The organism is Streptomyces longisporus, from assembly GCF_039532765.1.
Classification (GTDB): Bacteria; Actinomycetota; Actinomycetes; order Streptomycetales; family Streptomycetaceae; genus Streptomyces; species Streptomyces longisporus.
In genome coordinates, this window is sequence record NZ_BAAASG010000008.1 from 211,868 (window position 1) to 238,277 (window position 26,410).

Annotated in this window: 20 protein-coding genes and 1 pseudogene; 11 read left to right on the forward strand and 10 right to left on the reverse strand. The window is 71.6% G+C overall.

The features are described from left to right. The first annotated feature begins 155 nt into the window (after positions 1-155). Positions 156-1,499 carry a Gfo/Idh/MocA family protein gene (locus tag ABD355_RS18060; protein ID WP_344401427.1) on the forward strand — a complete coding sequence of 448 codons (1,344 nt, stop codon included), beginning with the start codon at positions 156-158 and terminating at the stop codon, positions 1,497-1,499. A gap of 7 nt (positions 1,500-1,506) precedes the next feature. On the opposite strand, the gene ABD355_RS18065 is transcribed toward ABD355_RS18060, so the two are convergent. Together ABD355_RS18065 and ABD355_RS18070 are read right to left on the reverse strand one after the other, a co-directional pair. Continuing rightward, a complete protein-coding gene (locus ABD355_RS18065; RefSeq protein WP_344401428.1) occupies positions 1,507-1,920 on the reverse strand; it encodes a Zn-ribbon domain-containing OB-fold protein in 414 nt (137 codons plus the stop codon). A gap of 152 nt (positions 1,921-2,072) precedes the next feature. Further along, positions 2,073-2,738 (reverse strand): TetR family transcriptional regulator, encoded by a 666-nt coding sequence (locus ABD355_RS18070; RefSeq protein WP_344401663.1) that lies wholly within the window; start codon positions 2,736-2,738, stop codon positions 2,073-2,075. A 194-nt stretch (positions 2,739-2,932) separates the two neighbouring features. Between ABD355_RS18070 and ABD355_RS18075 the strand changes: the two genes are divergently transcribed. Beyond that, positions 2,933-3,592, forward strand: a complete 660-nt coding sequence (locus ABD355_RS18075; RefSeq protein WP_344401429.1) for a peptidoglycan-binding protein — start codon at positions 2,933-2,935, stop codon at positions 3,590-3,592. 11 nt (positions 3,593-3,603) lie between these two features. On the opposite strand, the pseudogene ABD355_RS18080 reads toward ABD355_RS18075, so the two are convergent. The 7 genes and pseudogenes from ABD355_RS18080 to ABD355_RS18110 all read right to left on the reverse strand — a co-directional run bounded on the left by ABD355_RS18080 (position 3,604) and on the right by ABD355_RS18110 (position 13,316). Further along, positions 3,604-5,899: pseudogene (locus ABD355_RS18080) on the reverse strand (SpoIIE family protein phosphatase). 202 nt (positions 5,900-6,101) lie between these two features. Then, complete coding sequence (locus tag ABD355_RS18085) at positions 6,102-6,668, reverse strand: antibiotic biosynthesis monooxygenase (RefSeq protein WP_344401430.1); 567 nt, start codon at positions 6,666-6,668, stop codon at positions 6,102-6,104. A gap of 58 nt (positions 6,669-6,726) precedes the next feature. Then, entirely contained in the window at positions 6,727-7,101 is a 375-nt protein-coding gene (locus ABD355_RS18090) for a hypothetical protein (RefSeq protein WP_344401431.1), read from the reverse strand. A gap of 398 nt (positions 7,102-7,499) precedes the next feature. Further along, positions 7,500-8,423, reverse strand: coding sequence for a MurR/RpiR family transcriptional regulator (locus ABD355_RS18095; RefSeq protein ID WP_344401432.1), 924 nt, complete (start codon positions 8,421-8,423; stop codon positions 7,500-7,502). Between the two features lie 89 nt (positions 8,424-8,512). Next, complete coding sequence (locus ABD355_RS18100) at positions 8,513-10,246, reverse strand: phospholipid carrier-dependent glycosyltransferase (protein WP_344401433.1); 1,734 nt, start codon at positions 10,244-10,246, stop codon at positions 8,513-8,515. A 42-nt stretch (positions 10,247-10,288) separates the two neighbouring features. Beyond that, the gene (locus tag ABD355_RS18105) at positions 10,289-12,217 is read right to left on the reverse strand and encodes a phosphatase PAP2 family protein (protein WP_344401434.1); all 1,929 of its coding nucleotides are present in this window, start codon (positions 12,215-12,217) and stop codon (positions 10,289-10,291) included. 199 nt (positions 12,218-12,416) lie between these two features. After that, positions 12,417-13,316, reverse strand: coding sequence for an N-acetylglucosamine kinase (locus tag ABD355_RS18110; RefSeq protein WP_344401435.1), 900 nt, complete (start codon positions 13,314-13,316; stop codon positions 12,417-12,419). Between the two features lie 229 nt (positions 13,317-13,545). On the opposite strand from ABD355_RS18110, the gene ABD355_RS18115 reads away from it, so the two are divergent. The 6 genes from ABD355_RS18115 (at position 13,546) to ABD355_RS18140 (ending at position 21,815) form a co-directional block, all read left to right on the forward strand. Continuing rightward, positions 13,546-14,679, forward strand: coding sequence for an ROK family transcriptional regulator (locus ABD355_RS18115; RefSeq protein WP_344401436.1), 1,134 nt, complete (start codon positions 13,546-13,548; stop codon positions 14,677-14,679). A gap of 274 nt (positions 14,680-14,953) precedes the next feature. After that, positions 14,954-16,285, forward strand: a complete 1,332-nt coding sequence (locus ABD355_RS18120) for an ABC transporter substrate-binding protein (RefSeq protein WP_344401437.1) — start codon at positions 14,954-14,956, stop codon at positions 16,283-16,285. Between the two features lie 116 nt (positions 16,286-16,401). After that, complete coding sequence (locus ABD355_RS18125; protein WP_344401438.1) at positions 16,402-17,313, forward strand: carbohydrate ABC transporter permease; 912 nt, start codon at positions 16,402-16,404, stop codon at positions 17,311-17,313. After that, positions 17,310-18,212: a carbohydrate ABC transporter permease gene (locus ABD355_RS18130; protein WP_344401439.1), complete on the forward strand. Its 903-nt coding sequence runs from the start codon at positions 17,310-17,312 to the stop codon at positions 18,210-18,212. Before ABD355_RS18125 ends, ABD355_RS18130 begins: the two co-directional genes overlap by 4 nt. A 2-nt stretch (positions 18,213-18,214) precedes the next feature. Then, complete coding sequence (locus ABD355_RS18135) at positions 18,215-19,933, forward strand: hypothetical protein (protein ID WP_344401441.1); 1,719 nt, start codon at positions 18,215-18,217, stop codon at positions 19,931-19,933. A 49-nt stretch (positions 19,934-19,982) separates the two neighbouring features. Beyond that, positions 19,983-21,815: a hypothetical protein gene (locus tag ABD355_RS18140; RefSeq protein ID WP_344401443.1), complete on the forward strand. Its 1,833-nt coding sequence runs from the start codon at positions 19,983-19,985 to the stop codon at positions 21,813-21,815. Here the strand turns inward: ABD355_RS18140 and ABD355_RS18145 are convergent. After that, complete coding sequence (locus ABD355_RS18145) at positions 21,805-22,461, reverse strand: nucleoside/nucleotide kinase family protein (RefSeq protein WP_344401445.1); 657 nt, start codon at positions 22,459-22,461, stop codon at positions 21,805-21,807. The two genes, ABD355_RS18140 and ABD355_RS18145, sit on opposite strands and share 11 nt — an antisense overlap. Positions 22,462-22,544: 83 nt before the next feature. Between ABD355_RS18145 and ABD355_RS18150 the strand changes: the two genes are divergently transcribed. Genes ABD355_RS18150 through ABD355_RS18160 form a run of 3 tightly spaced genes read left to right on the forward strand, consistent with a single transcriptional unit; the run spans position 22,545 to position 26,101 of the window. Further along, complete coding sequence (locus tag ABD355_RS18150; RefSeq protein WP_344401447.1) at positions 22,545-22,961, forward strand: YybH family protein; 417 nt, start codon at positions 22,545-22,547, stop codon at positions 22,959-22,961. A gap of 54 nt (positions 22,962-23,015) precedes the next feature. Continuing rightward, complete coding sequence (locus ABD355_RS18155) at positions 23,016-23,768, forward strand: HAD family hydrolase (RefSeq protein ID WP_344401449.1); 753 nt, start codon at positions 23,016-23,018, stop codon at positions 23,766-23,768. After that, entirely contained in the window at positions 23,765-26,101 is a 2,337-nt protein-coding gene (locus ABD355_RS18160) for a glycoside hydrolase family 65 protein (protein WP_344401451.1), read from the forward strand. Before ABD355_RS18155 ends, ABD355_RS18160 begins: the two co-directional genes overlap by 4 nt. Positions 26,102-26,410: the final 309 nt, after the last annotated feature.

The following is a 26,410-nucleotide window of genomic DNA, read 5'->3' on the forward strand; positions in this document are numbered from 1 at the left end:
CCGTTGGTCAGCCGGGGGCGTCACGCGTTTCAGAGGACGGCAGGAGGGACCTGTGGGTTGCCTGTGACTGACGAATCGGCCGGTGCCCGGTGAGGTGAGCAGGCCGACCCCGGCGACCAGGCATGGACGCCGGGACCGTGGGACAGGACCCCCCAATGAGCCGAACACCGTTGCGCGCCGCCGTCGTCGGCACCGGCCACCGTGCCCAGACCTTCGTACGGGGACTCGCCGCACGCCCCGACCACCGCGTGGCGGCCCTGTGCGACCAGAGCCCGACGCGGATGGCCTTCCACAACCGGGCGCTGACCGCCGCCGGGGAGCCCGCAGCCACCGAGTGGCAACCGGACCGCTTCACCGACATGCTCGCCAAGGAGGCCATCGACGAGGTCGTCGTCACCACCGTCGACGCCGCACACGACCGCTACATCGTCCCGGCGCTGCGGGCGGGCTGCCGCGTCGTCACCGAGAAGCCGATGACCGTCGACGCGGACCGCTGCGCGCGCATCCTCGACGCGGTGCGGGCGACCGGCAATCCCCTCACCGTCGCCTTCAACTACCGCTTCAACCCCGTGCACGAGAAGGTGCGGGCACTCCTCGCCGACGGCGCGATCGGCGAGATCCTGTCCGTGCACTTCGAGTGGGTCCTCGACGTACGGCACGGCGCCGACTACTTCCGCCGCTGGCACCGCGACAAACGGAGCAGCGGCGGCCTGATGGTGCACAAGTCGAGCCACCACTTCGACCTGGTCAACTGGTGGCTCGCCGACGAGCCGCACGAGGTCTTCGGCTACGGCCGGCTCGGCTTCTACGGCCCGGAGGCGGGCGAACGGCACGGACTGCGCCGGGACTACGACCGCGCCCACGGGTCCGCCGCGGCCGCCGACGACCCCTTCGCACTGGACCTGGTCGGCAACGACACCTTGCGCGCCCTGTATCTGGACGCGGAGGGGGACGACGGTTACCTCCGCGACCGCAACGTCTTCGGCGGTCCGGTCACCATCGAGGACGACATGGCGGTCCTCGTCCGCTACGCGCGCGGGGCGACGATGACCTACCACCTCACCGCCTACTCCCCGTGGGAGGGCTACCGCGTCATGTTCAACGGCAGCGCCGGCCGTCTTGAGCTGGAGGTGGAGGAGAGCCGCTGGGCGCAGCCGCGGACTCCGGTCGCCTCGGACAGCGGCGCGTTGCACGGAGACACGGCTGCCGAGCACGCGGGCGGTGCACGGCTCACCTGGCGCCCGCTGTGGCGGCCGCCCGTCGAGGTGCCGCTCGACGCCTCCCACGACGCCCACGGTGGCGGAGATCCCCGTATGCTCGACGCGCTCTTCGGACCCCTGGACCCCGGTGCGCCGGATCAGGGCGCGGCGGCGCATCCCACCGCCACCCAGCGCGACGGCGCCCTCGCTCTGGCCGTGGGGCTCGCCGCCAACCGGTGCTTCGAGACGGGGCGGCCCGTGGCCGTGCGGGACCTGGTCCCCGGGGTGTGGCAGAGCTGAGGGGGCGTCAGGACCAGGCGCGGTACGGCTCGTCGACCAGCTGGAAGACCGGCTCGCCGCGGACCGGGTCCTTGGCCGTCGACAGCCGGACCCGGTCACCGCTGTGGATGCCGATCAGCGGGCCCATGACCCTGCCGCGCACGACGAACCCCTCGGCCATCTCCACGAGCGACACATTGCGCGCGGCGGGGGTGTTGCGGTGCACGATCGTCGCATGGCGGACCGTGCCCACGCCCTCGCTGCGCTCCGTCCGCAGGTCGCCGCCCTGGCAGACCGGACACAGCAGCCGGTGGTACATGGCGGTGCCGCACCAGGTGCAGCGCTGGAAGAGGATGGTGTCCGCATCGGGCGCCTGGGGATCGAGCACGCCTGCCGCGGAGCCGGCTGTCTGACGAGCAACGTTTCCTGAGTGGTGGTACACGCTGGTCAACTCCCTGCGCTCGGCCCGGAATCGCGTGCGCGGGTCAACCGTGCACGCACGTGCCCGGTCACCGTGCCACCGTGCACGGCATCAATGTATGGCACTGAGTGTCATACGTAAAGACACTGCGTACCCTCAATGTGCGAGTCCGGTCATTCCTGCGCGAGAGCGCTCTCGATCTCCTGGACCACCCGCCACAACGGTGCGCGACGCCGGGAGACGACCACCACCACGTCCTCGGGTTCCTCGTCCGCGGGCGCCGGGGGCGTGGTGAAGGCCTGCTGCACGTACCCCAGCGCGTGGTCGAGAGCCGCGCTCGCGTCCCCCTGTCCGTCCGAGCGCAGCCAGGAACGCAGTGCGTTGTTGTGGGCTGCCGCCACCGCCGCCGCGATCACATCGGCCTGCAGCGTCCCGTCCGGACGGCCCGCGAGGCGGCCCCGCAGATGGTCGGCGAAGGCGCGCTCGTAGCGCCACACCACCGAGAGTTCGTACGCCCGCAGTCCGGGCACCTTCTTGGTCAGGCGGTAACGCTGCACGGAGAAGGTCGGGTTCTCGGTGTACATGCGCAGCACGATCCGCACCGCGTCACAGACCCGCTGCACCGGTTCGTCCTCGTCGCCGCTGTCGGCCAGGAACGCCGTCATCTCGGCCAGGCATCGCTCGTGGTCGGGGAAGACCACGTCCTCCTTGGAGGGGAAGTAGCGGAAGAACGACCGCCGCCCGACGCCGGCGAGCGCCACGATGTCGTCCACCGTGGTCTGCTCGTATCCCCGCTCGAGAAACAGCTGGAAGGCCGCCGCGACCAGGGCGTCCCTCATGGGTGGCCGCGCGGCAGTCGGCTCCGTCTTCATGAACGGGAAAGTAGCATCCGGACGGCATGGATGGCACTCAGTGCGCTGCTGAAGGGAACTGAGTGTCCTCCTGTGGGGCTTCTGAACTGTCGCGGTGCAGGGCGCGTATCACTCCCCGGGGAACGGCGGAGTCCCCGCAACGGGGACGGAAGGAGAGCGCAGTGCCCATACCGCCCGCATCCGGGTCACCGCAGGACCGTCTGCCGCTGGAGCCCATCCGGGTCCTGCGCCCGCGCCGCACCGACGCCCTGGCGGAGCTGTTCAAGGAGATGGAGCAGGGCACCGGCGATCTCGAGCCCGTCGCCGTGCCGGACCCGCGGTCCTGGGACGAGGGCGAGACACAGGAACTCCCGCCCGTGCGCACCGGGCACGGCAGCGCACCGCGCGGTGGCGGCCGTTTCGGGTTCGGGCCGGGACTGCGCCGCGCCGCCGTCACGATCGCCGTCGCCGCGGCCGCCCTCGTCGGCTTCGGCGGCGCCCTGCTGCTGCACGACAGGAACGACGCCGCCGCCGTACCGGAACCCCGCCCCACCGCGTCGGCCGAGCCGACCGCGACCGCCTCCGCCTCCGCGGCGTCGGACCCGGACGGCCCGGGCACCCTTCGCGAGGGGGACAGCGGCCCCGCCGTGACCGATCTGCAGCAACGCCTGCTGCGCATCCCGGACGTCTACGCGGGCGGGTCCACCGGCGGCACCTACGACGCCACCCTCAAGGCGGCGGTGGCCCGCTTCCAGCTCTGGTACGGCATCCGGGGCGACGAGACCGGCGTCTACGGCAACGACACCCGGGCCGCACTGGAGTCCCGGACGGCCACCGGCTGACACCGCGCTGCCTACTGCGGATCCGCAGGCACCCGGATGTCGAGCACACAGACGTCGTCCCGCCGCTCACCCTCCAGCATGGCGGCGAGCATGGGCGCCAGGGAGCCGGACTCGTCGCCGTGGTGGCTGAGGACGGCCTCGGAGAGCCGTTTCAGGCCCCGGTCGAGGTCCTCCGAGGGCCGCTCGACCAGGCCGTCCGTGTACAGGAGGACGCGGTCGCCGGGGGCGAGGGACAACTCCGCCTCCGCGAAGTCCGGCGCCGTGCTCGCGCCGAGCAGGATGCCGCTGGGGCGGTCGAGATAGTGCGCCTGGCCGTCGCGTAGCAGCAGGGGCGGCGGATGGCCGGCCTGCGCCCAGATCAGCCGGCGCTCGGCGGGGTCGTAGCGGGCGAGGACCATGGTCGCGGTGCCGTGGGGTCCGCGGGAGTGCAGCAGCAGCGTATTGAGCCGGGCGAGCGCTCCCGTCAGCGAGGACCCGGTGATGACCATGCCCTTGGCGGTGAAGCGGAGCTGGGCCATCGTGGCGACCGCGTCCATGCCGTGGCCGGCCACGTCGCCGACCACGAAGAGGGCGTCACCGTCGGGCAGTTCGATGGCACTGAACCAGTCGCCGCCGACGTGGGTGCCCGACTGGGCGGGCAGATAGGCCACTTCGACACGCAGTCCCGCCAGGCGCACGGGCCGGGTGGGCAGGGGCAGCAGGGCGTGCTGCAGCCGGCCGGCCAGTGTCCGCTCGGCGCGCAGCACGTCGTGCTGGGTGAGCACGGCCCGCTCGCTCTCGACGAGGGCGAGTTCCGCGCTGCGCTGTGCGGTGAGGTCCTGTACGACGCCGTGCACCTCGACGGGCCTGCCGGCGGCGTCCGGCACCGCCTCGGCGACGGCCCGCAGATGCCGTAGCCCGTCCGCGGTCCTGATGCGGAACGGGACGTCGAAGGGGCGGCCTGCGCCCAGGAGTTCGCCGATGGCACGGGCCAGCGCGGGCGCGTCCTCGGGCAGGGCCAGGCCGGGCAGGTCGGTGAGGCCGACCGGGCCTTCGCCGGGGGCGCGGCCGAGGAGCTCGAAGACCTGCGAGGACCAGGTGGCCTCGTGCGTGACCAGGCTCCAGCTCGCCCAGCCGAGACTCCCCAGCCGCTGCACGTCCGCGAGGCGCTGTTCCTGCCGGTCCGAGGAGCCGTGCCGCAACCATGTCACGAACAGCCCGTCGCCCAGCCGGGCCGCCCGCACCGTGTAGGTGGACAGCTCCGCGACACCGTCCACGACCTCCTGGTAGGCGAACGGCGCGCTCTCGTACGGCTTCGGTGGTCAGCGCGCTGCGCAGGCCCTGCCACAGCGGCTCGCCCGCCAGGGCCGGGCAGGCCTCCTGGAACCGCCGGCCGACCAGCTCGGGCCCGGCGGCGCCGACCACGTCGGCGGCCTGCGCGGTGGCGGCGTCGATGCGGTAGTCGTCGATCACGCCCGAGGCGGCGGGCAGCGGAGTGAGCAGCATGGCGGCGCCGGGCAGCGCTTCGAAGACGGCCTGCAGGGCCTGCACGGTTTCGGTGGCGTCGACGGCGGCCTGCGCACCGGTCGCGAAGTCCCGCAGTCGTCCGGCGCACAGCCGGGCGGCGGCCTGCAGATGAGCCCGCTCGCTCGCGCTGAACGGCCCGTTGCGGGTGCGCAGGACCCCGATGCAGACGCTCGGTGAGGCACCGGTCGGCACCGGCAGCCAGGCGCGGGACGCCCAGCGTTCGGACGGGTTCCCGATCAGCACATAACGCTTCCGGTCCGCGGCGGCGTCCTCCAGCCAGAGCGGCCGGCCCGCCCGCAGGGCCTCGAGGGCGGGTACCCGGTTCATCGGCGGGATCTGCTGCCACTGCGCGGCGAGGGTGGCGTCGATGCCGGCGTGGCCGATCAGTTCGAGCCCTCCGGCGGGCGGTCGCGCGTAGATCATGACCGCGTCTGCGCCCACCTCGGGCGCCAGTTGCTCCAGCAGGCAGGAGGCGAGCTCCTGCGGTGTGGTGACACGGACGAGTTCCCTGCCGAGAGCGCCGAGCGCCGCGGAACCCCAGTCGGCGGCCGCGTCCCGCGAGGGCGGCACGGCGCACTCGGTCAGGACGACGGGCTCCGGGGCGGGGGCGGCACCGCCCGGCGGCGGCAGGCTGCCGAGCGTGATCCAGCACTCCTCCAGCACGGTGCGGCCGGCGGTCTCGGCCCGCCGCTGCAGCTCCTCCTCCGCGGCGCCGGGGGAGCAGCCGGTCAGTGCCATGACCACACCCTTGGCCTGCTCCAGGACAGCCGACATGGCCGCCAGGTGGCGCAGTCGGTCCATCTCGGCGCGCTGCCTGGCGACGACCTGGGCCAGCGCGACGGTGTCGGCAGCGGTGCGGGATTCCGCCGGCGTGGCGGGCTTACTCGTCACGCGTCGAGCATCGCACAACAGGGCGGGTTTGATCGTGGTCCATCCGGCCCTGGCTTCACTCGAAAGGAGAAGGGCCGGCGTGTCGAAGTGGACGCCGGGTCCGCCCGGCCCGTCAGTCGTCCGGCGGCGGGTACAGCCACAACCGGAACAACCGGCTGAGCATCGGCATGACCAGATAGGTCAGCACCGGCAATAGCACGCAGGGGAACACGGCCGCCCTGAGCGGCAGGGGCCAGGCCGTGGTGCGGGGCGTCACCAGCCACTGGATGAGCAGGGTGAACGGATAGGCGCCGAGGAACGTGGTCAGCACCATCTTCCAGCGGGGCGGGGACTGTGCCGTGGTGCCCGGCAGGCTGAACCAGGTCTCCATCCCGGTGGTCGACTGCCGCTCGTCGTCCACCTCCGTGGCGATCCCCTCGATCCGCGCATGCCACTCGGCCCGTTCAGTGGACTCCAGCCACCGGGCCAGACGCTGTGGATCGGACCAGCGCAGCACCGCGTGGTACCGGGGGCCGTCCTCGGGACGCAGCCAGGAGACGCCTTCGTTGCCGGGGAACCGACTGGCGCAGCGGGTGATCCCACGGGTCCACTCCTCGAACTCCGCTTCCCGGCCGGGACGCACCTGCCAGGTCAGCACCGTGGTGACCGGATCGCGCCTGCGCAACTGGGTGGTGCTCATGCTCACCACGTGTGCCACGCGTGGCGCGAATCATGCCGTGCAAGCCCGGCCGCCGCGGTCAGCGCCCCGAGTCGACCAACGCCCGGGAGACCGCCCGGACACTGCGCGCGATGTGCTGGAGCTGCAGCACCTCCGCCGCGTACAGCTTGATCGTGTGCTCGATGACCGACTCGGGCAGCCCGAGCGCGGGCAGATCGGCTCGTGCGGTCTGCAGCGCGGTGCGCGCTACCCGGATCTCGTGCTGCACCTGGATCTGCGCATGGCGGGCCAGCAGCACGGGATGGCGCATCAGGGCCGGGTAGCTGCCGTAGCGGGCCGGCACCAGTTCGCGCAGCCACTTGGCCGCCGAGCGCTCCCAGTCGTAGGAGCCGGGCGTCTTGACCTGGCACGGCCAGTCCGGGCTGATGCGCGTGGTCGTCAGTTGCATGATCATCGCTTCCGGGTGTGCGGCGTCGTGTGGGGGTGGTCCGACGTGGGCGGGCGGCCCCGGTCTAGGGGATGACCGGGGCCGCCAAGGGCGCTCGCAGAGGCGAGGCCCGACCGAACACCCTGGGCGCCGACGCGGGTAGGAGACGGCGGCTTCGGGTGTCCGTGCAGGAGCCCGGGAGTGCAGACGGTGCCGGCGCGGCGGATGTGCAGGCGCATGGGCGGACCGTCGGCTTTCTCCGGGCTGATGCGGGTGGGGACAGGGGTGCGGAACGTGTCCGGAGTGAGCCGGTGCGCGATCCGTGAGAAGTATTTATATATGCCGTCCGGTTTGCAAGAAGCATGAAAACATTCATGCCCAGTCTGTTGCGAAAGGTCCCTTTGTAATTCCGCCGTAACGCCGGATCAGTCGCGCAGGAAGAACTGGTGCTGGTCGGAGATCTGCTCGTACTCCTCGAGCCGCGCCTGGGTGCGCTCGGGATCGGCGTCGGTCATGGCCTGCAGCAGCGCGGAGGCGATCACGCCGGGCGCCGCGTACGAGTCGAAGACCAGGCGGGAGCCGGTGCCGGTGGCGAAGACGACGTCCGCCTCGTCGGCCACGAGTCCCAGCGCCAGGTCGGTGACCAGGGCGACCTTCAGCCCGGCGCTGCGCGCGACCCGGAGGGCCGTGAGCGTCTCCTGGGCGTGCCGGGGCATCGAGAAGGCCAGCACCCAGGTGCCGCCCGCCTCACGCGACTGCAACAGCGCGTCGTAGGCGACACTGCCGCCCCGCGTCACCAGCCGCACGTCCGGGTGGATACGGCGTGCGGCGTAGGCGAAGTACTCCGCCAGCGAGACCGAGATGCGCAGTCCCAGGACGGTCAGGGGCGTGGACGCCGACAGTTTGCGGCCGAGGTCGATCAGCTGGTCGGGGTCGGCGAAGTCGCGCCGCAGGTTCTCCAGGTTCTCGATCTCGGCGTCGACCGCCGCCTGCAGCTCGTTGCTGCCGTTCTCCTCGGTGGCGGCGGGGCCGCCGGCCAGCGTGCCGAGGGCGATCGACTGGAGCTTCTCGCGCAGCGCGGGGTAGCCGCTGAAGCCGACCGCCGCGGCGAACCGCGTCACCGAGGGCTGGCTCACGCCGACGCGTTCGGCGAGGTCGGTGATCGACAGGAAGGCGGCCTCGGTGATGTGCTCGATGAGGTACTGGGCGATGCGCCGCTGGCCGGGGGAGAGCCGGGGCCGGTCGAAGAGTGTCCTGAGCTGGGAGGCCGGGGCGGCCTCGGCTTCCGGAGCCGTCTTGCCCGAGGTGATCGCGGACGCCTGTGCGCGTGCCTGCTGCGGCGATGACACGGGTGCGCCTCCTTTGTCTCCCACAGTGCTTCAACATAGCCCACACACCGTCGTGACCAGGGCTTGTACGGGGGCATCCGGCGCCGACGTCACCGGCGGTAGATCGTGATCGAATGCCCGACGTCGTCGACCGGACGGCTGCTGCGGATCAACGCGGCCAGCCGGCCCCGTGCCTTGGCCGCCGCCGAGTCCGACACGACCAGCAGCCCGCGCACCTGACGCGGGGGCACCCGGCGCGGATCGGACGCCTCGATGCCGTAGTACGACGGCACTCCGCTGCCCTTGTACACCAGCCAGACCCGCTCGCCCCGGTACCGCCGGTGCAGCCGGTCGGCGAGCCGGCCCAGGTCCTGGCCCCAGTCGACGTTGGAGTCGTGCAGCCGCAGATGAGTCTTGGCGGGACCGCCGAACGCCTCGTTGGAGTACGGCAGGTAGTACGGATACGTCAGCAGTGAGCTGACCGCGACGAACACCAGCAGCGCTCCCGTCACGGGCGGCGCCCACCGCCACCGCGCGGCGAGCACACAGCCAGCGGCCACCGCCAGGAACATCGGCACGAAAACCGCGTACCGCGTCCCGAAGTCCCGCGACCCCGTCATGGCCGCTGCCAGCAGCACCCCGGCGGGCACCAGCACGTAGGGCGCCGCAGGGCGCAGCCGCCGCACCGCCATGAGCACCGCCGCCCCGGCCACCCACAGGGCGAGCATGCCGAGCGGCGTCTTCACCAGCAGCGCGGCCGGCAGGTAGTACCAGCGGGACCCGGTGTACAGATGCCCGAACAGGAAGCCCTGCCACGGGTAGTTCTCCAGACCGAACTGAATGCGCATCCCGTCCCGGTACGACGCCGGCAACGGCAGCAGCCGCACGAGCAGCCCCTTCAGCCCGCCCACCGCGGGCACGGGCTGCTCCGGCGTCCACCGCAGCCTTGGGTCGACCACCAGATACGACACCCACACGACGGCGACGGCGGTCACCGCCATCACGACGGCACTGAGAGCCGCCCTCTTGCGGCGGTTCTCGACCCCCGCCCGCCACACCGACCAGGCGGCCAGCGCCAGCAGCACCGGAACCGCCGGGAGCACGCTCATCTTGGTCGCCAGCCCCGCCCCGAGCGCCACTCCGGCCGACGGCACATACAGCCGGGGCCGCCGGCGCGCCCGCCACAGCAGCCAGGCCGAGGTCAGCACGAACCCGGCCGCCGGCACGTCGAGCGTGGCCAGCGAGCCGTGTGCGATGACATCGGGGGAGAAGGCGTACAGGGCGAGCGCCGCCAACCCGGCGGCGGCGCCCGCGAGTTCGCGGGCGAAGGCGAACACGACGAGCCCGAACAGCAGCGTCAGCACGATCATCGGGAGGCGCGCCCAGAACATCAGCCGCCACGGGTCGTTGCCGGACTCGTACAGCAGATGCCGCCCGAACTGCCCCTGGTCACCTTTGTACGAGGTGTCGACGTGCGGAGCGGCGACAGCCACCCCGACGGCGACGACCAGCTTCCCGAGCGGCGGATGCTCGGGGTTGAGACGCACCCGGTGCTCGTGCAGATAGTCGGCGGCCGTGCCGACGTAGACGGGCTCGTCGATCGTCGGGGTCTGCTGCACGGCGGAGGTGACCATCGCCGCGGCCATCTGGGCCAGCAGCACGACGACGAGGAGCGGCAGCAGCCACCGCCTGAGCGGGCGGGGCGACCGCTCGGGGGCCGTCGCCGGCTGCGGGTGCTCCTCGTCGTCGTGTGTGCCCGGCTCGAGGACCGAGTGCTGTTCGTGCGCCATCATCCGCCCCGCGGTGACACGGACCGCGAGGGGGCGGGAGCGATCCGGGCCCATCCCATGGGCCCTACTGTCGCATCAGCTCCCGCCTCCCGGGCGTTACCGCTTCAGGAGTCGTACCGACAGACCTTCCGTCGTGTAGACGGGTACGGCCCGCAGCCGGTCGGAGTTCAGCTCGATGCGGTCGAACTGGCCGCGCAGCCCCGCGGCGGACACCACGTGCACCTTGCTGCCCGCAACGGGCGGCTTGTCGGCGTCGAGGTGCAGCCTCAGCACGCTCCCGCTGCCCAGCACCGCCCGGCGCGTGACCTCGAGGGCGGGCTCGTGGCCCGAGCGCAGCGTCAGCTCCAGCGCACCCGACTCCTGCGCATAGAGGCCGTGCACCCGGACGGACCGCTGCAGCCGCAGCGTGCCGCCCGACACCCGGACCTCGCCGTGGCCCAGCGCGTGGGACGAGGCGGCGACCAGCACGCCGTCCTTCACCACGGTGCCGCCCGTGTACTTGTTGTGTCCGGTCAGGGCGAGCGTGCCGCTGCCCCGCTTGGTCAGGCCGCCGTCGCCGCAGATGTCGTTGCGCCAGCTGTCGGACGCGCCGAAGCCGCCCGCCGCCGCGTCGAGCGTGACGGTCACGTCGGAGTCGAAGGCGCCGTAACCGTCCGCCGCGGCGAACAGGTTGAGCCGTCCCCACTGCTCGAAGCCGTCCAGCAGCACATACCCGGAGGGCAGCGCGGTCGTGCGCAGCACCTCGCGCCGCTGGTCGGCGTCCAGGTACGGCAGCCGCGTCTCCAGCAGCGCCTCCGCGCCCTTCGGCACGGTCAGCGGCTCACTGCGGCCGTGACGGGTCAGCACATAGGTCAGCCGGCGCCTGACCGCACGCGCGTTGGCGGACCGGTCCGCGTAGGGGTCGGTGGCGTCCGAGTGCGCGTAGGCGTACAGGGTGTCGGCGGTGGTGCCGGTCTGCGCCTCGAAGTAGGCGAGGGCCTGGGCGCGGGCCGCGGCCTTGAGGGCGGCGTTCGCCGGGTCGGCCAGGGTGGCGGCGGCGAGGGCGGTGGCCATGATGCGGCCGCCCATGACGTCGACCGGCGAGTGCATGCCCGCCATGATCCGGGTGTGGCTGAGCTCGAAGGCCCGCGTCACCAGCTCCTGGAAGCGCTCCGGTACGGCGTACGCGTAGGCCAGGCCCGCCAGATGGAAGGCGTTGGTGTGGCCGCTGGGGAAGCCGCCGTCGTCCGCCGGGGAGGTGCTGCGCTGACGCAGCAGCTGCGGGGCGACGACCACCTTCGAGTCGTAGACGGGGAAGCCGAGGGCGTCCGTCTTCCCGGTGTCGACGACCTCGCTGTCCTCGTTCATGCGCCACGGACGCGGGTACTGGTAGGCGTACTTGGACGGGTTGCCCGAGGCCCAGTTGCCGCGCAGGGTGTCGACCAGTTCGGCCACCTTGCCGAGCGCGGAGTCGTGCGCGCCGGCGCCGAGCGCGGAGCCGGCCGGGGCGTCCGCGGGCACGGCGTCGTCGATCTTGGTGGGCGGTGTGCCGTCGGGGGCGCTGGTGATCGACGTGACGGCCTTGGCGCCCGTCTTGTACAGGTCGGCGAGCGGTCCCAAACCCGCGATCATCGCGTAACTCTGGTGCTGGCGGTCGTAGAGGAACGCCTCCTTCGCCTGCGCGTCCGTGCGCGCGGCGGTGATGCGGGCGCAGTAGCTCATGTTGGCGCGCAGTATCTCGGGCCGCAGGGGCGTGCCGGTGTTCCAGGCGCCGCCGGTCTTCCATATCTGCGCGAACCCGCCGAGCACGCGGACGACCGCGTTCGTCTCGGGCGTGAGGTTCGTCGGGAGGTTGGTCCTGTAGTCGTCGACGAACGCCGCGGGGGTCGTGGCGGCCTTGGCGTCGGCGGCGCCCAGCCAGGTCACGAAGGTGGGGGCGGCCAGCACACCGGCCGAGGCGCCCAGGGAGGTCTTGAGGAACCCCCGCCTGTTCACGGTCGGCCGACCGGCCTTCGAGGAGGAGCGGTGCCCGGCAGATGACGGCATGCGTGTGCCTCTCTTCAGTTCTGCGGCCCTGCGGCCGGGAGGAGATCGTGCGATCAGAGATGTCCCGCGGGACGCATGAGATGTGCGGATCCGGTGCGTCCCGTGAAGCTTTGAGCGAAGATCTACGGCCGGGTCCTGTCCCGTCGGCGAGAGCCCGGCGGCCGTGACGTGTCGGGTGCGTGAACGCGGGCCGACCGGTTCACAGGATCGAACGGGCCAGTGCCACCGCGCCCTCCACCGGCGGTGCCCGCAGCGGCTGCGGACGTGCTCCCGGCACGGACCTCGCGAGCGCCGTCGCGAACGCGCCGTACAAGGAGGCCTGGGCGAGGACGGTGCTGCCCGCGACCACCACGTCGTCCACCACGACCCCGCGCGCGGCGAGCCGTGCCACGAGCGCGGCCAGCGAACGGCCGGCCTCGGTGATCACCGCTCGGGCGATCGTCGATCCCGCCTCGGCGGCCGTGAACACGACCGGCGCGTGCCGGCCCCACTGGGCGGAGACGTCCGTGGCGCTCTCCAACGCGGCGCCGAGCGCCGGTACTTCGGAGACGCCGAAGGACGCGAGGAGACCTCGGGCGAGTTCGTCGGGCTCCTCACCGCGGTCGTGCGCCGCCCATGCGGCCCGTGCGGCCTCGCGGACGAGACCGGCCGCGCCACCCTCGTCGCCGAGCACCGCACCCCAGCCGCCGACCTGGACCGAGGCCCCGTCGGCGAGCCGGCCCACCGCGACGGAACCGGTGCCGGCGACCAGGCCGACGCCCTTGTCCAGTCCCGCGGCGGGCACGAGCAGCTCGGCGTCGCCCACGACCAACGCGGGCGCGTCGAAGTGCTGTTGCAGGGCGGTACGTATCGCGGCGCACTGGCGCGGAGTCTCACAGGCGTGGCCGCCCACGGCGACCGCCGCCGGGCGGGCGCCCGTCGGCAGCGCGTCGGCGGCCAGCGCGGCCAGCCAGCCGGCGGCGGCCACGGGGTCGTGCGGCCGCCAGCCGCTGCTCGTCCGGACATGGTCGGCGACGAGTTCCGTATCGGCGTAGGCACGCAGCTGTGTCTTGGTGCCGCCCACGTCGATGCCGACCACGAGGGGCGTGGAGTCCTGCACGGAACCTCTTTTTCGTCGTTGCGCGGGGCGCGACGGTTGGGCGAACCGTGCCTGAGATTACGGGAGTTGGTGAACTAGGGAAGCCCCGGGACGGGCTTCTGGCGGACACGGCAGGCGAGTACCGTGAAGTTCGTTAGGAAGTTAACTAACGAAGTACAGTGCGTCAAGAGGCATCGCGCACTCGACCACTGAGCGGCCCGTGACCCGTGGGAGAACTGTGATACACGACGTGGCGGAAGCCCCCCGTCTGACCGAGAGCGCAAGCGCGGTATTCGCCGTGCTCGCCGCGGCGGGCAGCGCGACCCGGCCGCAGCTCGCCAGCCTGGCGGGCCTGTCCAAACCCACCGTGTCCTCCGCCGTGGCGGAGCTGGAGAGCGCACGGCTGGCGGCCCACTCCGGCACCGCGTCCGGCGGCACGGGCCGTTCCGCCGCCGTCTACGGCCTCGGACCCGCCGCCGGTGCCGTACTCGCCGTCGACCTCGGCCCGGCGCTGACCCGGGTGCGCGGCTGCGCCCTGGACGGCACCCTGCTCGCCCAGGCCACCGGAACCCGGGACGAGGCCGCCGACGTGGTACGCGAGGCGCTCGTCGCGCTGCCCGCGGGCGCCCCGCTGCGCACCGTCGTCGTCGCCGTCGGCGACGTCACCGCACGCGAGAAGGAGGGCGTCCGCATGCGCCCCGCCACGGCCAAGGCGGGCCCCGTCTTCGACGCCATGGCCGTCGCCCTGCCGCCGGGCGTTCCCGTCCACCTCGAGAACAACGTCAACTGCGCCGCGCTCGCCGAACTGCACGAGGGCGCCGCGCGCGGCCGGCACACCTTCGGCTATCTGCGGATCGGTGTCGGTATCGGCCTCGGCATCGTGGTCGGCGGTCAGGTGCTGCGCGGTGCCAATGGCGCCGCGGGTGAGCTGGCCCGGTTGCCCTACCCCTGGGACGACGGCCGCGAGCCGCGCCACGAGGCCCTGGAGGAGTACATCGGCGCCCGCTCGCTGCTGCGGCGGGCGGCCGCGGCCTGGCAGGACGAGGACGGGCCCTGCCCGCGCACCGCCGAGCAGCTCTTCGCCCTGGCGGAGGAGGGCCGGGCGGCAGCACGCGCCGTGATCGGCCGCCATGCCACCGATGTCGGCCGTCTCGCCGCCGCCGTGACCGCCGTACTGGACCCGGGACTGATCGTCCTGGGCGGCAGCACCGGCGCGGACCCGCAGGTACTGCCCGGTGTGCGGGCGGAACTCGCCCGGCTGAGCTGGCCCACCGAAGTCGTCAGCAGCACGGTCGGCGATCTCGGCACCGTCGTGGGCGCCGCCCGGCTCGCGGTTTCGCGAGGAGTCCAAACCGTGACCGAGGCCGCGGGGGCTAAGGATTGACGGCCTCCGACTCGACGTGCCAATGTCCGGACAAGCGCTTTCTAAGTCGGCCGGGACGCCGACTCCGGGTGAGCCTCCCGCCCGTACGCGAAGTACGGCAGTCGCACGAGGGCGTGCTTGTGCGACGACGGCCCTCATGGCCGGGGACTCCACCCGCTCCAGGCGACGCGGCCGGGCGAGGCCGTGCTCCCGGAAAGCGAAATTTCCTGCAAAATGCACCCGTGCCGCCTCGGCTGGCGCCGTGCTCCGTCCAGTACGACGAAAAGGGAAGAAAATGACCAGTGTGGGTGTGCGGCGCTCCCGCCGACTCGGCCGCGGCGGCATACGTCGTGTGGTTCCCCTCGCTGCCGTGGCCACGGCAGGTGCCCTTCTGCTCACCGCCTGCGGCGGGTCCGGGTCCGGCTCCGGCGGGAACTCCAAGTCCCTGACGTTCTGGATCTCCACGGTTCCGGGGCAGGACGCGGGCTGGAAGAAACTGGTGGCGCAGTACAAGAAGGAAGCCGGCGTCGACGTCAAGCTCGTCAACATCCCCTACGACGGCTACACGACGAAGCTGCACAACTCCGCGCAGGCCAATGCCCTGCCCGACGTGGCGGCCGTGCCGTCCCTGGACCCGATCTGGTCGAACAAGCTGATCGACCTGAGCTCGATCGCCGGCAACAAGAGCTACAACATCAACGCCAACTTCCTGGCGAAGGACTCGTCCGGCAAGGTGCTGGCCATCCCCTCGGACGTCACCGCGTCCGGCCTGTTCATCAACAAGACGCTCTTCAAGAAGGCCGGCGTCTCCTTCCCCACCTCGCCCTCGAAGACCTGGACCTGGACCGACTTCATCGCGGCCGCGAACAAGGTCCGGGAGAAGACCGGCGCCAAGTACTCCCTGACCTTCGACCAGTCGCCGTCGCGACTGCGCGCCATGGTCTACGAGATGGGCGGCAAGTACGTCCACGCGGACTCCTCCGGCAAGTTCTCGGTGGACGCCGCGACCAAGAAGGCCGTGAACACCTTCGTCGGCTGGAACGACGACAAGACCATGCCGAAGTCGGTGTGGACCAGCGGCGCCGACCCGTCCGCGATGTTCCAGAGCGGTGACGTGGTCGCCTACTGGTCCGGCGTGTGGCAGGTCGCCGCGTTCGCGGACAGCATCAAGAAGTTCGACTGGGCGAGCGTCCCGACCCCCGCCCAGCCCGTGCAGGCCAGCGACGTCAACGCCGGCGGCCTGATGGTGGGCTTCAACAACAACGGCGCCGCGGCCACCGCCGCGAAGAAGTTCATGACCTGGGTGTACGACCCGAAGCAGTACACCGAACTGGTCGAGAGCTCCGGGTTCCTCCCGGTCGAGAGCGGTCTGACCCCGAACTACCCCTTCAAGTCCGACGCGGCGCAGTCGGCGTTCAAGCTGTACAACGAGGAGATCCCGCTCTACGCCCCGATCTCCGGCTATTTCAACGGTGCGCAGACGGACTGGGTGCTGAAGGGCAAGAGCCTCACCACCGACCCGACCAAGACGGAGCTCGGCAAGGCGATCAACGGCCAGCAGTCGTCCGACAAGGCCCTGGAGAACATCGTGGCCGGCTACAACCAGCAGGTCGGCGGCGGTTCGTAGGCCACAGGGCCGGGGGCGGTGTCCCGGACGCCGCCCCCGGCCCTGAGCGCCCACATGATGCCGGGCTCATGGCGTGAACCCACCGCAACCCATTCCACCAGCACGGAGTCAGGAAGATGACAAAACGCGCCTCGGTCGTGTCCGCGAGCCCGCCCAGGAGACGCAGTAAGTACACCCTTGCGCCGCTCACCCTCATCGCGGCCAATGTCGTGCTCTTCGCGCTGTTCTTCGTCTGGCCGGCGGTGATCGGGCTCGTCTACTCCTTCACGAACTACACCGGCGTGGGCGCGTTCCAGTTCATCGGACTGGACAACTACCACAACCTGTTCGGGGACTCCACGTTCTACGACGCGCTGAGCCGGACGCTGCTGTACACCGTGCTCTTCGTGCCGCTGAACTTCGCACTCTCGCTGCTCGCGGCCAACCTGGTGGTGAACAAGCACGCCAAGGGTTCGTCCGTCGCCCGCGTCATCTTCTTCATTCCGTGGCTTTTGTCGCCCATCGTCGTGGGTGTGCTGTGGCGTTGGCTGTTCGGTGAGAACTTCGGACTGGTCAACTACGTCATCGAGAAACTCGGCGGAAGTGCCGTTCCGTGGCAGTCGGACGCGGACCTGTCGCTGCTGGTGGTGGTGATGGCGGCGTCCTGGATGTGGACGGGTTTCACGATGCTGCTGTTCATCGCGGCGATCAAGAACGTACCGGTGTCGTACTACGAGGCGGCATCGCTCGACGGCGCCGGACCATGGCGCCAGTTCTTGAGCATCACGCTGCCGAGCATCGCGCCCACCTCGTTCATCGTCATTCTGCTCAACACGATCAACGCGATGAAGGAGTACCCGGTGTTCGTCGCCCTCAACAACGGCGGACCCGGAACGTCGAACAACCTGCTTGTCCAGTACATCTACCAGACCGGCTTCCAACGGGGCCAGATCGGCTACGCGAGCGCCGCGTCGTTCGTGCTCATGCTCATCCTGATGGCCGTCGCGATCATCCAGCTGATCGTCAACCGGCGGGTGGAGAACCGATGACAACCACAGACATGCCTCGCAAGGTCGACGCCGGTCCCGGACGGGCCGTTTCGAAGAAGCGGCCCGGCGGCGCGGCAAGCGGTGGGATCCGGCAGGTGGTGTCCGCGACGACCCTGCTGTGGATCCTCGCGTGCCTCTACGGGCTGCCGGTGCTGTGGTTCGTCCTCAGCTCCCTCAAGCCGGCCAGCGACCTGTTCTCCTATCCGCTGACGCTGGTTCCGCACCACCCCACCCTGTCCGGGTACCTGACGGCGTGGCGCAGTGCCAACTTCTCCCAGTTCTTCATCAACACGACCATCGTGTGTGTGATCACGACGATCCTCACGGTGGGAGTGAGCTGCTGCACCGGGTACGCCCTGGCCAAGTACGACAACAAGTGGCTCAAGGCGTTCTTCCTCTGCATCCTGGCCACCACGATGCTGCCGGGTGAGGTCATGCTCGCCCCGGAGTTCCTCGTGGTCCGCAACCTCGGCCTCTACAACTCGTTCGCCGGCATCATCTTCCCGGCCGTGCTCACCGCGACCGGCTGCTTCATGTTCCGCCAGTTCTTCCTGACCGTTCCCGACGAACTCGTGGAAGCGGCCCGCATCGACGGTGCCCGCGAACTGTCGATCTTCCTGCGGATCATGGTGCCGCTCTCCCGGCCCATCATGCTGACCCTCGCCATCCTGTCCTTCCAGTGGCGCTGGAACGACTACATCTGGCCGCTGCTGATGCTCAACGACCCCAACAAGTTCACCGTGCAGATCGGCATCCAGAGCATCGTCGGCGCGCAGAACATCAACTGGTCGGTCCTGCTCGGCGCCTCGGTCATCTCCATGATCCCGTTGATCGTGATCTTCCTGGTCTTCCAGCGCTACGTCATGGGCGCCGACATCAACGCCGGACTGAAGGACTGACCTTGCCCAGCCCGCTCGACCACGAGTTCGTCCGCGCGGTGGCCCGCGCCGCCGACCGGCCGGCCGCCCCGCTGGCGGCCGGTCCGCACGAGGAACCCGACGGTGTGACCCACCGCGTGCTGGCCCGCCGGGTGAAGACCTTGGTCGCCGCGTACCGTTCCCCGGACTCGGCACTGCACGGCAGCAGCCGGGCCGTCGCCGCCGCGACGACCCACCTGCGCGCCCTGCGGGCCGCGCAGACCGCCTCCGGCCTCTTCGCCGGCGGCGACAACGTGCAGTCACCGCCGGACTCCGCGTTCAGCGTCAACGACGTGTGCGACGCGCACGTCCTCGCCGCAGGCGCGGGGCCGGAGCTGCGCGAGGTCACGGCCGCGCTCGCCGAGATCGCGGAATCAGCCACCACAAGCCTCCTGACCGGCGGGGTGCACACCCCGAACCACCGCTGGGAGCTGTGCGCGGCGCTGGCGCGGCTGCACCGCTCGTTCCCCGACGAGCGGCTGCTCGACCGTATCGAGGAGTGGCTCGCCGAGGGCATCGACATCGACGCCGAGGGCCTGTACTCGGAGCGCAGCGCCAACTACGCGGCGCACGTGTCCAACCCTTCGTTGCTCCTGCTGGCGACCGTGCTCAGCCGGGACGACCTCCTGGACGTCGTCGAACGCAACCTCGCCACCACCCTGGACCTCATCAGGCCGGACGGCACGGTGGAGACCGTCCACTCGCGACGCCAGGACCAGAACCATCCGTTCCCGCTGGCGCCCTATCTGCCGCACTACCGGCTGCTGGCGATCCGCACCGGCCGGGGCGACTTCAGCCGGGCGGCGCGGCTGGCGGCCGCCGGCGGCATCGACGACCCCGACCTGCTCGCCGAGACCCTCCTCACCCCGGACCTGTGCCGCGTCCTGCCGACTCCGGCCGCGGAGACACTTCCGCGCGAGCGGTACCTCACCACCGCACGCCTCGCCGCACGCGCCTCCGCCACCGCGCACACGGTGGTCTACGGCGGCTCGGACGTCCCCGAGCACCGGCGCATCCGCTCGGGCCTCGCCTGCAACCCCACCTTCCTGCGCCTGTTCGCCGGAGACGCCGTCCTCGACGCGGTCCGCCTCTCGCGGGGCTTCTTCGACCTGGGGCCGTTCCGCGCCGCCGACATGCAACGGCTCACCGACCACCGCTACCGGCTCACCGAGACCCTCACGGCCGCCTACTACCAGCCGCTCCCGACGCACCTGCGACGGGACGACGCCGTCTACCGGCTGGTGGACGAGGGACGCTTCTCGGCCGCGATGGCCTTCCCCGACCGGCCTCGGGACGAGGTCTCGCACACGACCCAGGTCGAGGTGGACCTCAGGGACGACGGAGCGGACCTGCGGATCGACATCAGCGGACCACGGGTGCCCTGGGCCCTCGAATTCACCTTCCGGCCGGGCGGTGTGCCGGAGGGCGCCACACCGATCGGCGACGGACGCTGGTGCCTGACGACCGGGCCGATGACCTACCGCGTCGGCGACGACGAGATCCGGGTCGAGGCCGACGTCGAGGCAGGCGAACCGCCGGCCGGGCCGGACCTGAGCGACGTACTGCGCTACGACCCGGGCCAGGACCACACCGTGGTGGGCGGCACCGATGCCACAACCGGTAACCGCGTCTACCTCGGGGGACACGGCCCGCAGAAACTGACCGTGGCCCTGCGCGGCCGACGGCCCGCACCCGTCGTATGAGCCCGACGACCCACGCCATGGCCACCCCAGGCATGAAGGGCTGATCCCCGTGCACCTCCTCCACCAGCGCGGCCCCCTGCACGACCTCCCCGACACCCCCGAGGCCTACGACGCCGTCCTCGCCGACGTGGTCGAACAGGCCCTGCGGCGGATGACGCCGGAGGGCAACCTCGAACACCCCGACTGCGTCGACGACATCGGCGACACCTCGCTGGGGATCACGTCCCTGCTGCTCCTCGCCCTGCGGCGCACCAAGGACCCGAGACTGCCGGAGGCGGTGCACCGCAGCCTCGCCTTCCACCTGAACGAGCGCGTCTACACCGAGGACAACCCCGGCTACCCGAACCTGAGGATCCGCAACTCCGGCTTCCCGTACGCCCGTTACGTCCTGGAAGCGGGCGCCCACCCCATCGGCGACTGGCCGAGCACCGTGTGGGCGCTGCTCCAGGCGGTCGACATCCTCGACGCACCCGACGGCCTGGTCGATGCCGACCAGCGCGCCCAACTGCTGGATGTGGCACGGGGGTACTGGCGCTGGCTGACCGAGGCGACCTTCTTCAACCCGCAGGAGGCCGGAAACCAAGCCATCGGCTGCGTGGTCGGCGGCCTGATGCTGGCACGCCATCTCCCGGCGGCGGAAGGGGAGTCGATCCGCGCCCGGGCGATCGGCCTGTACACCGAGAAGATCCGTGCGCACCGGGTACGCGACCGGGGCGCCCTGCTGCCTCCCGAGCACGGCGGCGCCTACGACAACAACTACGGCCCGATCTCCCTCTCCTTCCTCGCCCAGGCCCACCGGGTCAGCGGCGAGGAGATCTTCGCCGAGGACGGCGACGCGCTCGCCCGCTACATCGACGCCCGCCTCACCGGCGGCGGCTTCGACAACGGCGGCCCCCGCTACAGCGAGCAGCACTCCGGCTTCGAATCGGTCCTCGGCCTGCGCTATTTCAGCCGCCGTATCGGTTCCGACCTGGGCCGCTACCGGGGCGACACCCGCTGGGGGCGGCATGCGGCGGGGCCCGACGGCGGCGTCGACGGGCACTTCGCCTGGATGCTGGTCTGGCAGATCCAGGACCCCACCCGCTGGCACCGCACACCCTCGGCCGAGCCCGTGCGCCATCAACTGCGTGCGGGCACCGTCTCGGTCGCCTTCGACGACCGTATGACCCCGTCGGTCGTCGAGGCGGGCGGCACCTACTATCTGCCGGCGGCCGTGAACCGCCAGCACGGCTTCGGCCCGGTGCTGGACGGATTCGTGTTCTGCCGTCCCATGGGCGAGGTCCGGGTCAGGGACGTGCGCACCGACGGTCTGACGGCGAAGCTGGTCACCAAGCCGGTGGTCGGCCGCGACCACGTCCTGCGGCACGTGCGGTCCCTGTACGTCACCGACGGCACGAGCCTGTGGACGACGGTCGCCGTGGAGCGCCTGCCCGGAGAGCCGTATCTGCTCGCCGGACTGCCCTACGCGGCCGACGACGGCGACCAGGTGCGCCGGACGGCCGCAGGCGCGGTGGCGTCGGCGGGCACGCTCCGGCTGATCCACCCGCAGGCACAGGGCGCGGAGCACTTCGACGCCCGCGCGGAACTCACCCAGGAGCAGGCGGCGTTCGCGCTCGCCGCCGACCCGCGCGGCTACGGCAACCCCGACGAGGGCTGGCGTCACCTGGTGAGCTCCACCGCCCTGGAGGCGGGGCCGATCCCGGGCGCACCGGAGGATCTGCATGTGTTCGCGGTACGGTACGGCTCCGCGGCCCCGCTTGCGGTGTCCGTCGAACGGGACGGCGACGGTCTGCGCATCGGAACCTCCGCCTTCACCGCGGTGATCGGCGCCGACGACGAACGGGGCGAGCCGCAGCTGACGCTGCGCGCGATCAGCCCTTGAGGGCGAGTTCACCCACCGGTACCACCAGGTCCGCCCGGCCGCGGGTCGCGGCGACCAGCTCCGCATTGCGCTGGTCGCTGCGCAACACCCACTCCACCGCCTCCTCGTGCCCCTTGCCGAACTCCTCGTGCCGGGCGATCAGCCGCCGGAGACGTTCCCCTTCGTCGAGTTCGCAGAACCACACCTCGTCGAGGCGACTGCGCACGCGGGGCCAGGCTCCCGTGTCCAGCAGCAGGTAGTTGCCCTCGGTCACCACCAGCCGGGCCGTCGGCGGCACCGGTACGGCGCCCGCAATGGGCTGCTCCAGCACCCGCTCGAACCCCGGCGCGTACACCACCTCGTCTTCTTCGCTCCCGCGCAGGCGCCCCAGCAGCGCCGCATAGCCGGCCGCGTCGAAGGTGTCGGGCGCTCCCTTGCGGTCCCGGCGGCCCAGCCGCTCCAGCTCGACGTCGGCGAGATGGAAGCCGTCCATGGGGACGTACGCGACCCAGGGCTGATCCGCGGGCCCGTTCAGCTCCCGCACCAGGTTCTGCGCCAGGGTCGACTTGCCCGCGCCCGGGCTGCCGGTGATGCCCAGGACAGCGCGACGCCCACCGCGGGGGAGGGCGCGGGCCCGGGTCAGCAGATCGTCGAAAGTCAGCGGCACACGGCAGAGTCTGTCACCCGGGCGACGGTGCGATGAACTACGGCGGCGCGTGGAGTCGTCCCTCAGTACGGGACCCCTACGTGATGAGCAAGGGAGCCGCTGCCGTGGCCGACGACACAGCGCAGATCCGCACACTGATCGAGAAATGGGCCGAGGCCGTCCACCGGGGCGATCTCGACGGCGTCCTCGCGGACCACGCCGAGGACATCGTGATGTACGACGTCCCACCGCCGCACGAGGGCCTCCACGGCCTCGCCGCCTACCGGGCGATCTGGCCGCCGTTCTTCTCGTGGCAGGCGCAGGGCGCGTGCTTCGACATCGAGTCCCTGGACGTCACGGCCGGCACCGACGTCGCCTACGCGCACGCGCTGCTGCGCTGCGGCACACCCGAGGAGCTGGCCGAACGCCCCACCCTCCGGCTGCGGTTGACGCTCGGCCTGCGCAAGGAGGGCGGCCGCTGGCTGGTCGCACACGAGCACCACTCGTTCCCGCACGACTGACCGGTGTGGCGTGCGCCACAAGCTGGATGCCCCCGAACGGGGAACCGGACCCCTATGACGCAGCTCGGTCCTCCCCTCGGTCTCCCCGAAGACATCCAGGCCTGCCTCTTCGACCTCGACGGGGTCGTGACCCGGACGGCCGTCGTGCACGCCGCCGCCTGGAAGGAGACCTTCGACGCCTTCCTGCGCGAGCGGGACGGCGAGCAGTTCCGGCCCTTCGACGCCACGGCCGACTACGACGAGTACGTCGACGGGCGCCCCCGCGCCGACGGCGTCCGCACCTTCCTCGCCTCCCGGGGCATCGAACTGCCCGAGGGATCTCCCGACGACCCGCCCGACAAGGCGACCGTGCACGGGCTCGGCAACCGCAAGAACGTCCTGCTCCTGGAGAGGATCCGCACCCAGGGCGTCGAGGCCTACGAGGGCACCCTGCGCTACATCGAGGCCGTACGAGCCCATGGTCTGCGCACCGCGATCGTCTCCTCCAGCGCCAACACCCGTGACGTGCTGCGCTCGATCCACGCCGAGGACCTCTTCGAGGTCCGCATCGACGGTGTCGTGGCGGCCGAGCGCAAACTGCCCGGCAAACCGCACCCCGACACCTTCCTCGAGGCCGCCCGGGACCTCGGGGTCGAGCCCTCGCGTGCGGCCGTGTTCGAGGACGCCCTCGCCGGCATGGACGCCGGCCGGTCCGGCCACTTCGGATACGTCGTCGGCGTCGACCGCGTGGGACAGACCGACGCGCTGTACGCACACGGAGCGGACGTGGTCGTGAAGGACCTCGCCGAACTGGGGGGCCGGGCGTGATCACCCACCGGTCGTACACCGTCGAACCCTGGGCCGTGCGCGAGACGGAGCTGGGCCTCGACGTCCTGGCGCAGAGCGAGTCCGTCTTCGCGCTGTCCAACGGCCACGTCGGCTGGCGCGGCAACCTCGACGAGGGCGAACCGCACGGCCTGCCCGGCTCCTACCTCGGCGGCGTCCACGAACTGCACCCGCTGCCCTACGCGGAGGCAGGCTACGGCTACCCGGAGTCCGGCCAGACCGTCATCAACGTCACCAACGGCAAGGTCCTGCGCCTGCTGGTCGACGACGAGCCCTTCGACCTGCGCTACGGCCGCCTCGTGTCCCACGAGCGCACCCTCGACCTGCGCAGGGGAGTGCTGGAGCGGGTCTGCGAGTGGGTCTCGCCGGCCGGTACGACGATCCGCGTCCGCTCGACGCGGCTCGTCTCCCTCACCCAGCGGGCGATCGCCGCCGTGGCCTACGAGGTGGAGGCCGTCGGCACGCGCACGCGTGTGGTCGTGCAGTCGGAGCTCGTCGCCAACGAGCAACTGCCAGAGCGCAAGGGCGACCCACGGGCGGCCGTGGCCCTGCAGTCACCCCTGGAGGCGGAGGAGGCCTTCGCCGAGGGATCCCGGCTACGGCTCGTGCACCGCACCCGGCGCACGGGCCAGCGCGTCGCCGTGGGTGCCGACCACGTCGTCACCGGCCCGGACGCCACCACCACCGGCAGCGAGAGCAACGAGGACGTCGCCCGCCTCACCGTCACCTCCGTCCTCGAACCGGGCGAGCGGCTGCGGGTGGAGAAGCTCGTGGCCCACGGCTGGTCCGCGACCCGCTCCAAACCGGCGATGAGCGACCAGGTCGACGCTGCCCTCGCGGCCGCCGCGGTCGGCGGCTGGGCGGGCCTCGTGGAGGAACAGCGCGCGTACCTCGACGACTTCTGGGCGCGCGCCGACGTCGAGGTCGACGGCGACGAGGAGATCCAGCAGGCCGTCCGCTTCGCCCTGTTCCACGTCCTGCAGGCCGGCGCCCGCGCCGAACAGCGCGCGATCCCCGCCAAGGGCCTGACCGGTTCCGGCTACGACGGCCACGCCTTCTGGGACACCGAGGCCTTCGTGCTGCCCCTGCTCACCTACACCGCGCCCGAGGCCGTGGCCGAGGCGCTGCGCTGGCGGCACAGCACCCTGCCCGCCGCCCGGGAACGCGCGGCCCAGCTCGGCCTGAACGGCGCCGCGTTCCCCTGGCGCACCATCGAGGGCTCGGAGGGCTCGGCGTACTGGCCGGCCGGGACCGCCGCCTTCCATGTGAACGCCGCCGTCGCCGACGCCGTCGTGCGGTACACGGCGGCGAGCGGGGACGAAGAGTTCGAGCGGGACGCCGGGATCGAGCTGCTGGTGGAGACGGCCCGGCTGTGGCGCTCGCTGGGGCATCACGACCACGAGGGCGCCTTCCACATCGACGGCGTCACCGGGCCCGACGAGTACAGTGCGGTCGCCGACGACAACACGTACACCAACCTCATGGCGCGCGCGAACCTGCTGGCGGCCGCGGACGCCTGCAAGCGGTACCCGGAGCGGGCCGCACGGCTGGGGGTCGACGACGAGGAGAGCGCGGCCTGGCGGGACGCCGCCGAGGCCATGCACATCCCGTACAACCGCGAACTGGGCGTGCACGAGCAACACGCCGGCTTCACCCGCTACCAGCGCTGGGACTTCGACCGCACCCGGCCGGACCAGTACCCGCTGATGCTGCACTTCCCCTATTTCGACCTCTACCGCAAACAGGTCGTCAAACAGGCCGACCTGGTGCTCGCGATGTACACCTGCGGCAGCCACTTCGACGACGAACACATAGCCCGCAACTTCGCCTACTACGAGCCCCTCACCGTCCGGGACTCCTCGCTGTCGGCGAGCGTCCAGGCCGTGATCGCCGCCCAGGCCGGCCATCTGGACCTCGCCTACGCCTACACGGCCGAGTCGGCGCTGATGGATCTGGCGGACCTGCAGCACAACACGCGCGACGGGTTGCACATCGCCTCCCTCGCCGGCACCTGGACGGCCCTGGTGGCCGGTTTCGGGGGACTGCGCCGCGACGGCGACACGCTGCGCTTCGCCCCGCGGCTGCCCGAGAGGTTCAGCCGCCTGGCCTTCTCCCTCCAGCTCCTCGGCCGCCGCCTGCGCGTGGAGGTCGGACCCGACAAGGCCACGTACACCCTGCTGTCCGGCCCGCCCCTGACCATCCGCCACCACGAAACCCCCGTGACCCTGTACGACGACGGTCCCGTCGTCCGAGCAACCCCCCAACTCCCGGCCCGCCCGGCCCCCGAGCAGCCACCGCACCGGAGCCCGCGCTAGGGCGTCGGGCGTCCCGCCGCATTCCGGGCGGCAGGTCCATCCCAACCGTCGCCGCGGTGGTGACACTCGGACCGGCCGGACACGCCGTCGTCCAGCACGAAGCACACTGTCGAGGGGGCCGCCACCCCTCGCGCCTGGATCGCCGACGGCGGCGACAACCCCAACTCCACGGCGGCGGTCGTCCAGCGGACCGCCCGGCGCATCCGCGTCGCCTCCCTCACAGAAACCGGCGGTGCCCCGCCCGCGTACGCCAGGCACGATGCACCGCACCGGCGGTCTGTGCGGAACCGGAACGGGCGTTTCCCGGGG

Coding starts and splice junctions, on each gene's coding strand:
- ABD355_RS18060 (WP_344401427.1), top strand. CDS start 156: ATGAGCCGAACACCGTTGCGCGCCGCCGTCGTCGGCACCGGCCACCGT.
- ABD355_RS18070 (WP_344401663.1), bottom strand. CDS start 2,738: ATGAGGGACGCCCTGGTCGCGGCGGCCTTCCAGCTGTTTCTCGAGCGG.
- ABD355_RS18085 (WP_344401430.1), bottom strand. CDS start 6,668: ATGAGCACCACCCAGTTGCGCAGGCGCGATCCGGTCACCACGGTGCTG.
- ABD355_RS18090 (WP_344401431.1), bottom strand. CDS start 7,101: ATGATCATGCAACTGACGACCACGCGCATCAGCCCGGACTGGCCGTGC.
- ABD355_RS18100 (WP_344401433.1), bottom strand. CDS start 10,246: ATGGGCCCGGATCGCTCCCGCCCCCTCGCGGTCCGTGTCACCGCGGGG.
- ABD355_RS18105 (WP_344401434.1), bottom strand. CDS start 12,217: ATGCCGTCATCTGCCGGGCACCGCTCCTCCTCGAAGGCCGGTCGGCCG.
- ABD355_RS18120 (WP_344401437.1), top strand. CDS start 14,954: ATGACCAGTGTGGGTGTGCGGCGCTCCCGCCGACTCGGCCGCGGCGGC.
- ABD355_RS18125 (WP_344401438.1), top strand. CDS start 16,402: ATGACAAAACGCGCCTCGGTCGTGTCCGCGAGCCCGCCCAGGAGACGC.
- ABD355_RS18130 (WP_344401439.1), top strand. CDS start 17,310: ATGACAACCACAGACATGCCTCGCAAGGTCGACGCCGGTCCCGGACGG.
- ABD355_RS18150 (WP_344401447.1), top strand. CDS start 22,545: ATGAGCAAGGGAGCCGCTGCCGTGGCCGACGACACAGCGCAGATCCGC.
- ABD355_RS18155 (WP_344401449.1), top strand. CDS start 23,016: ATGACGCAGCTCGGTCCTCCCCTCGGTCTCCCCGAAGACATCCAGGCC.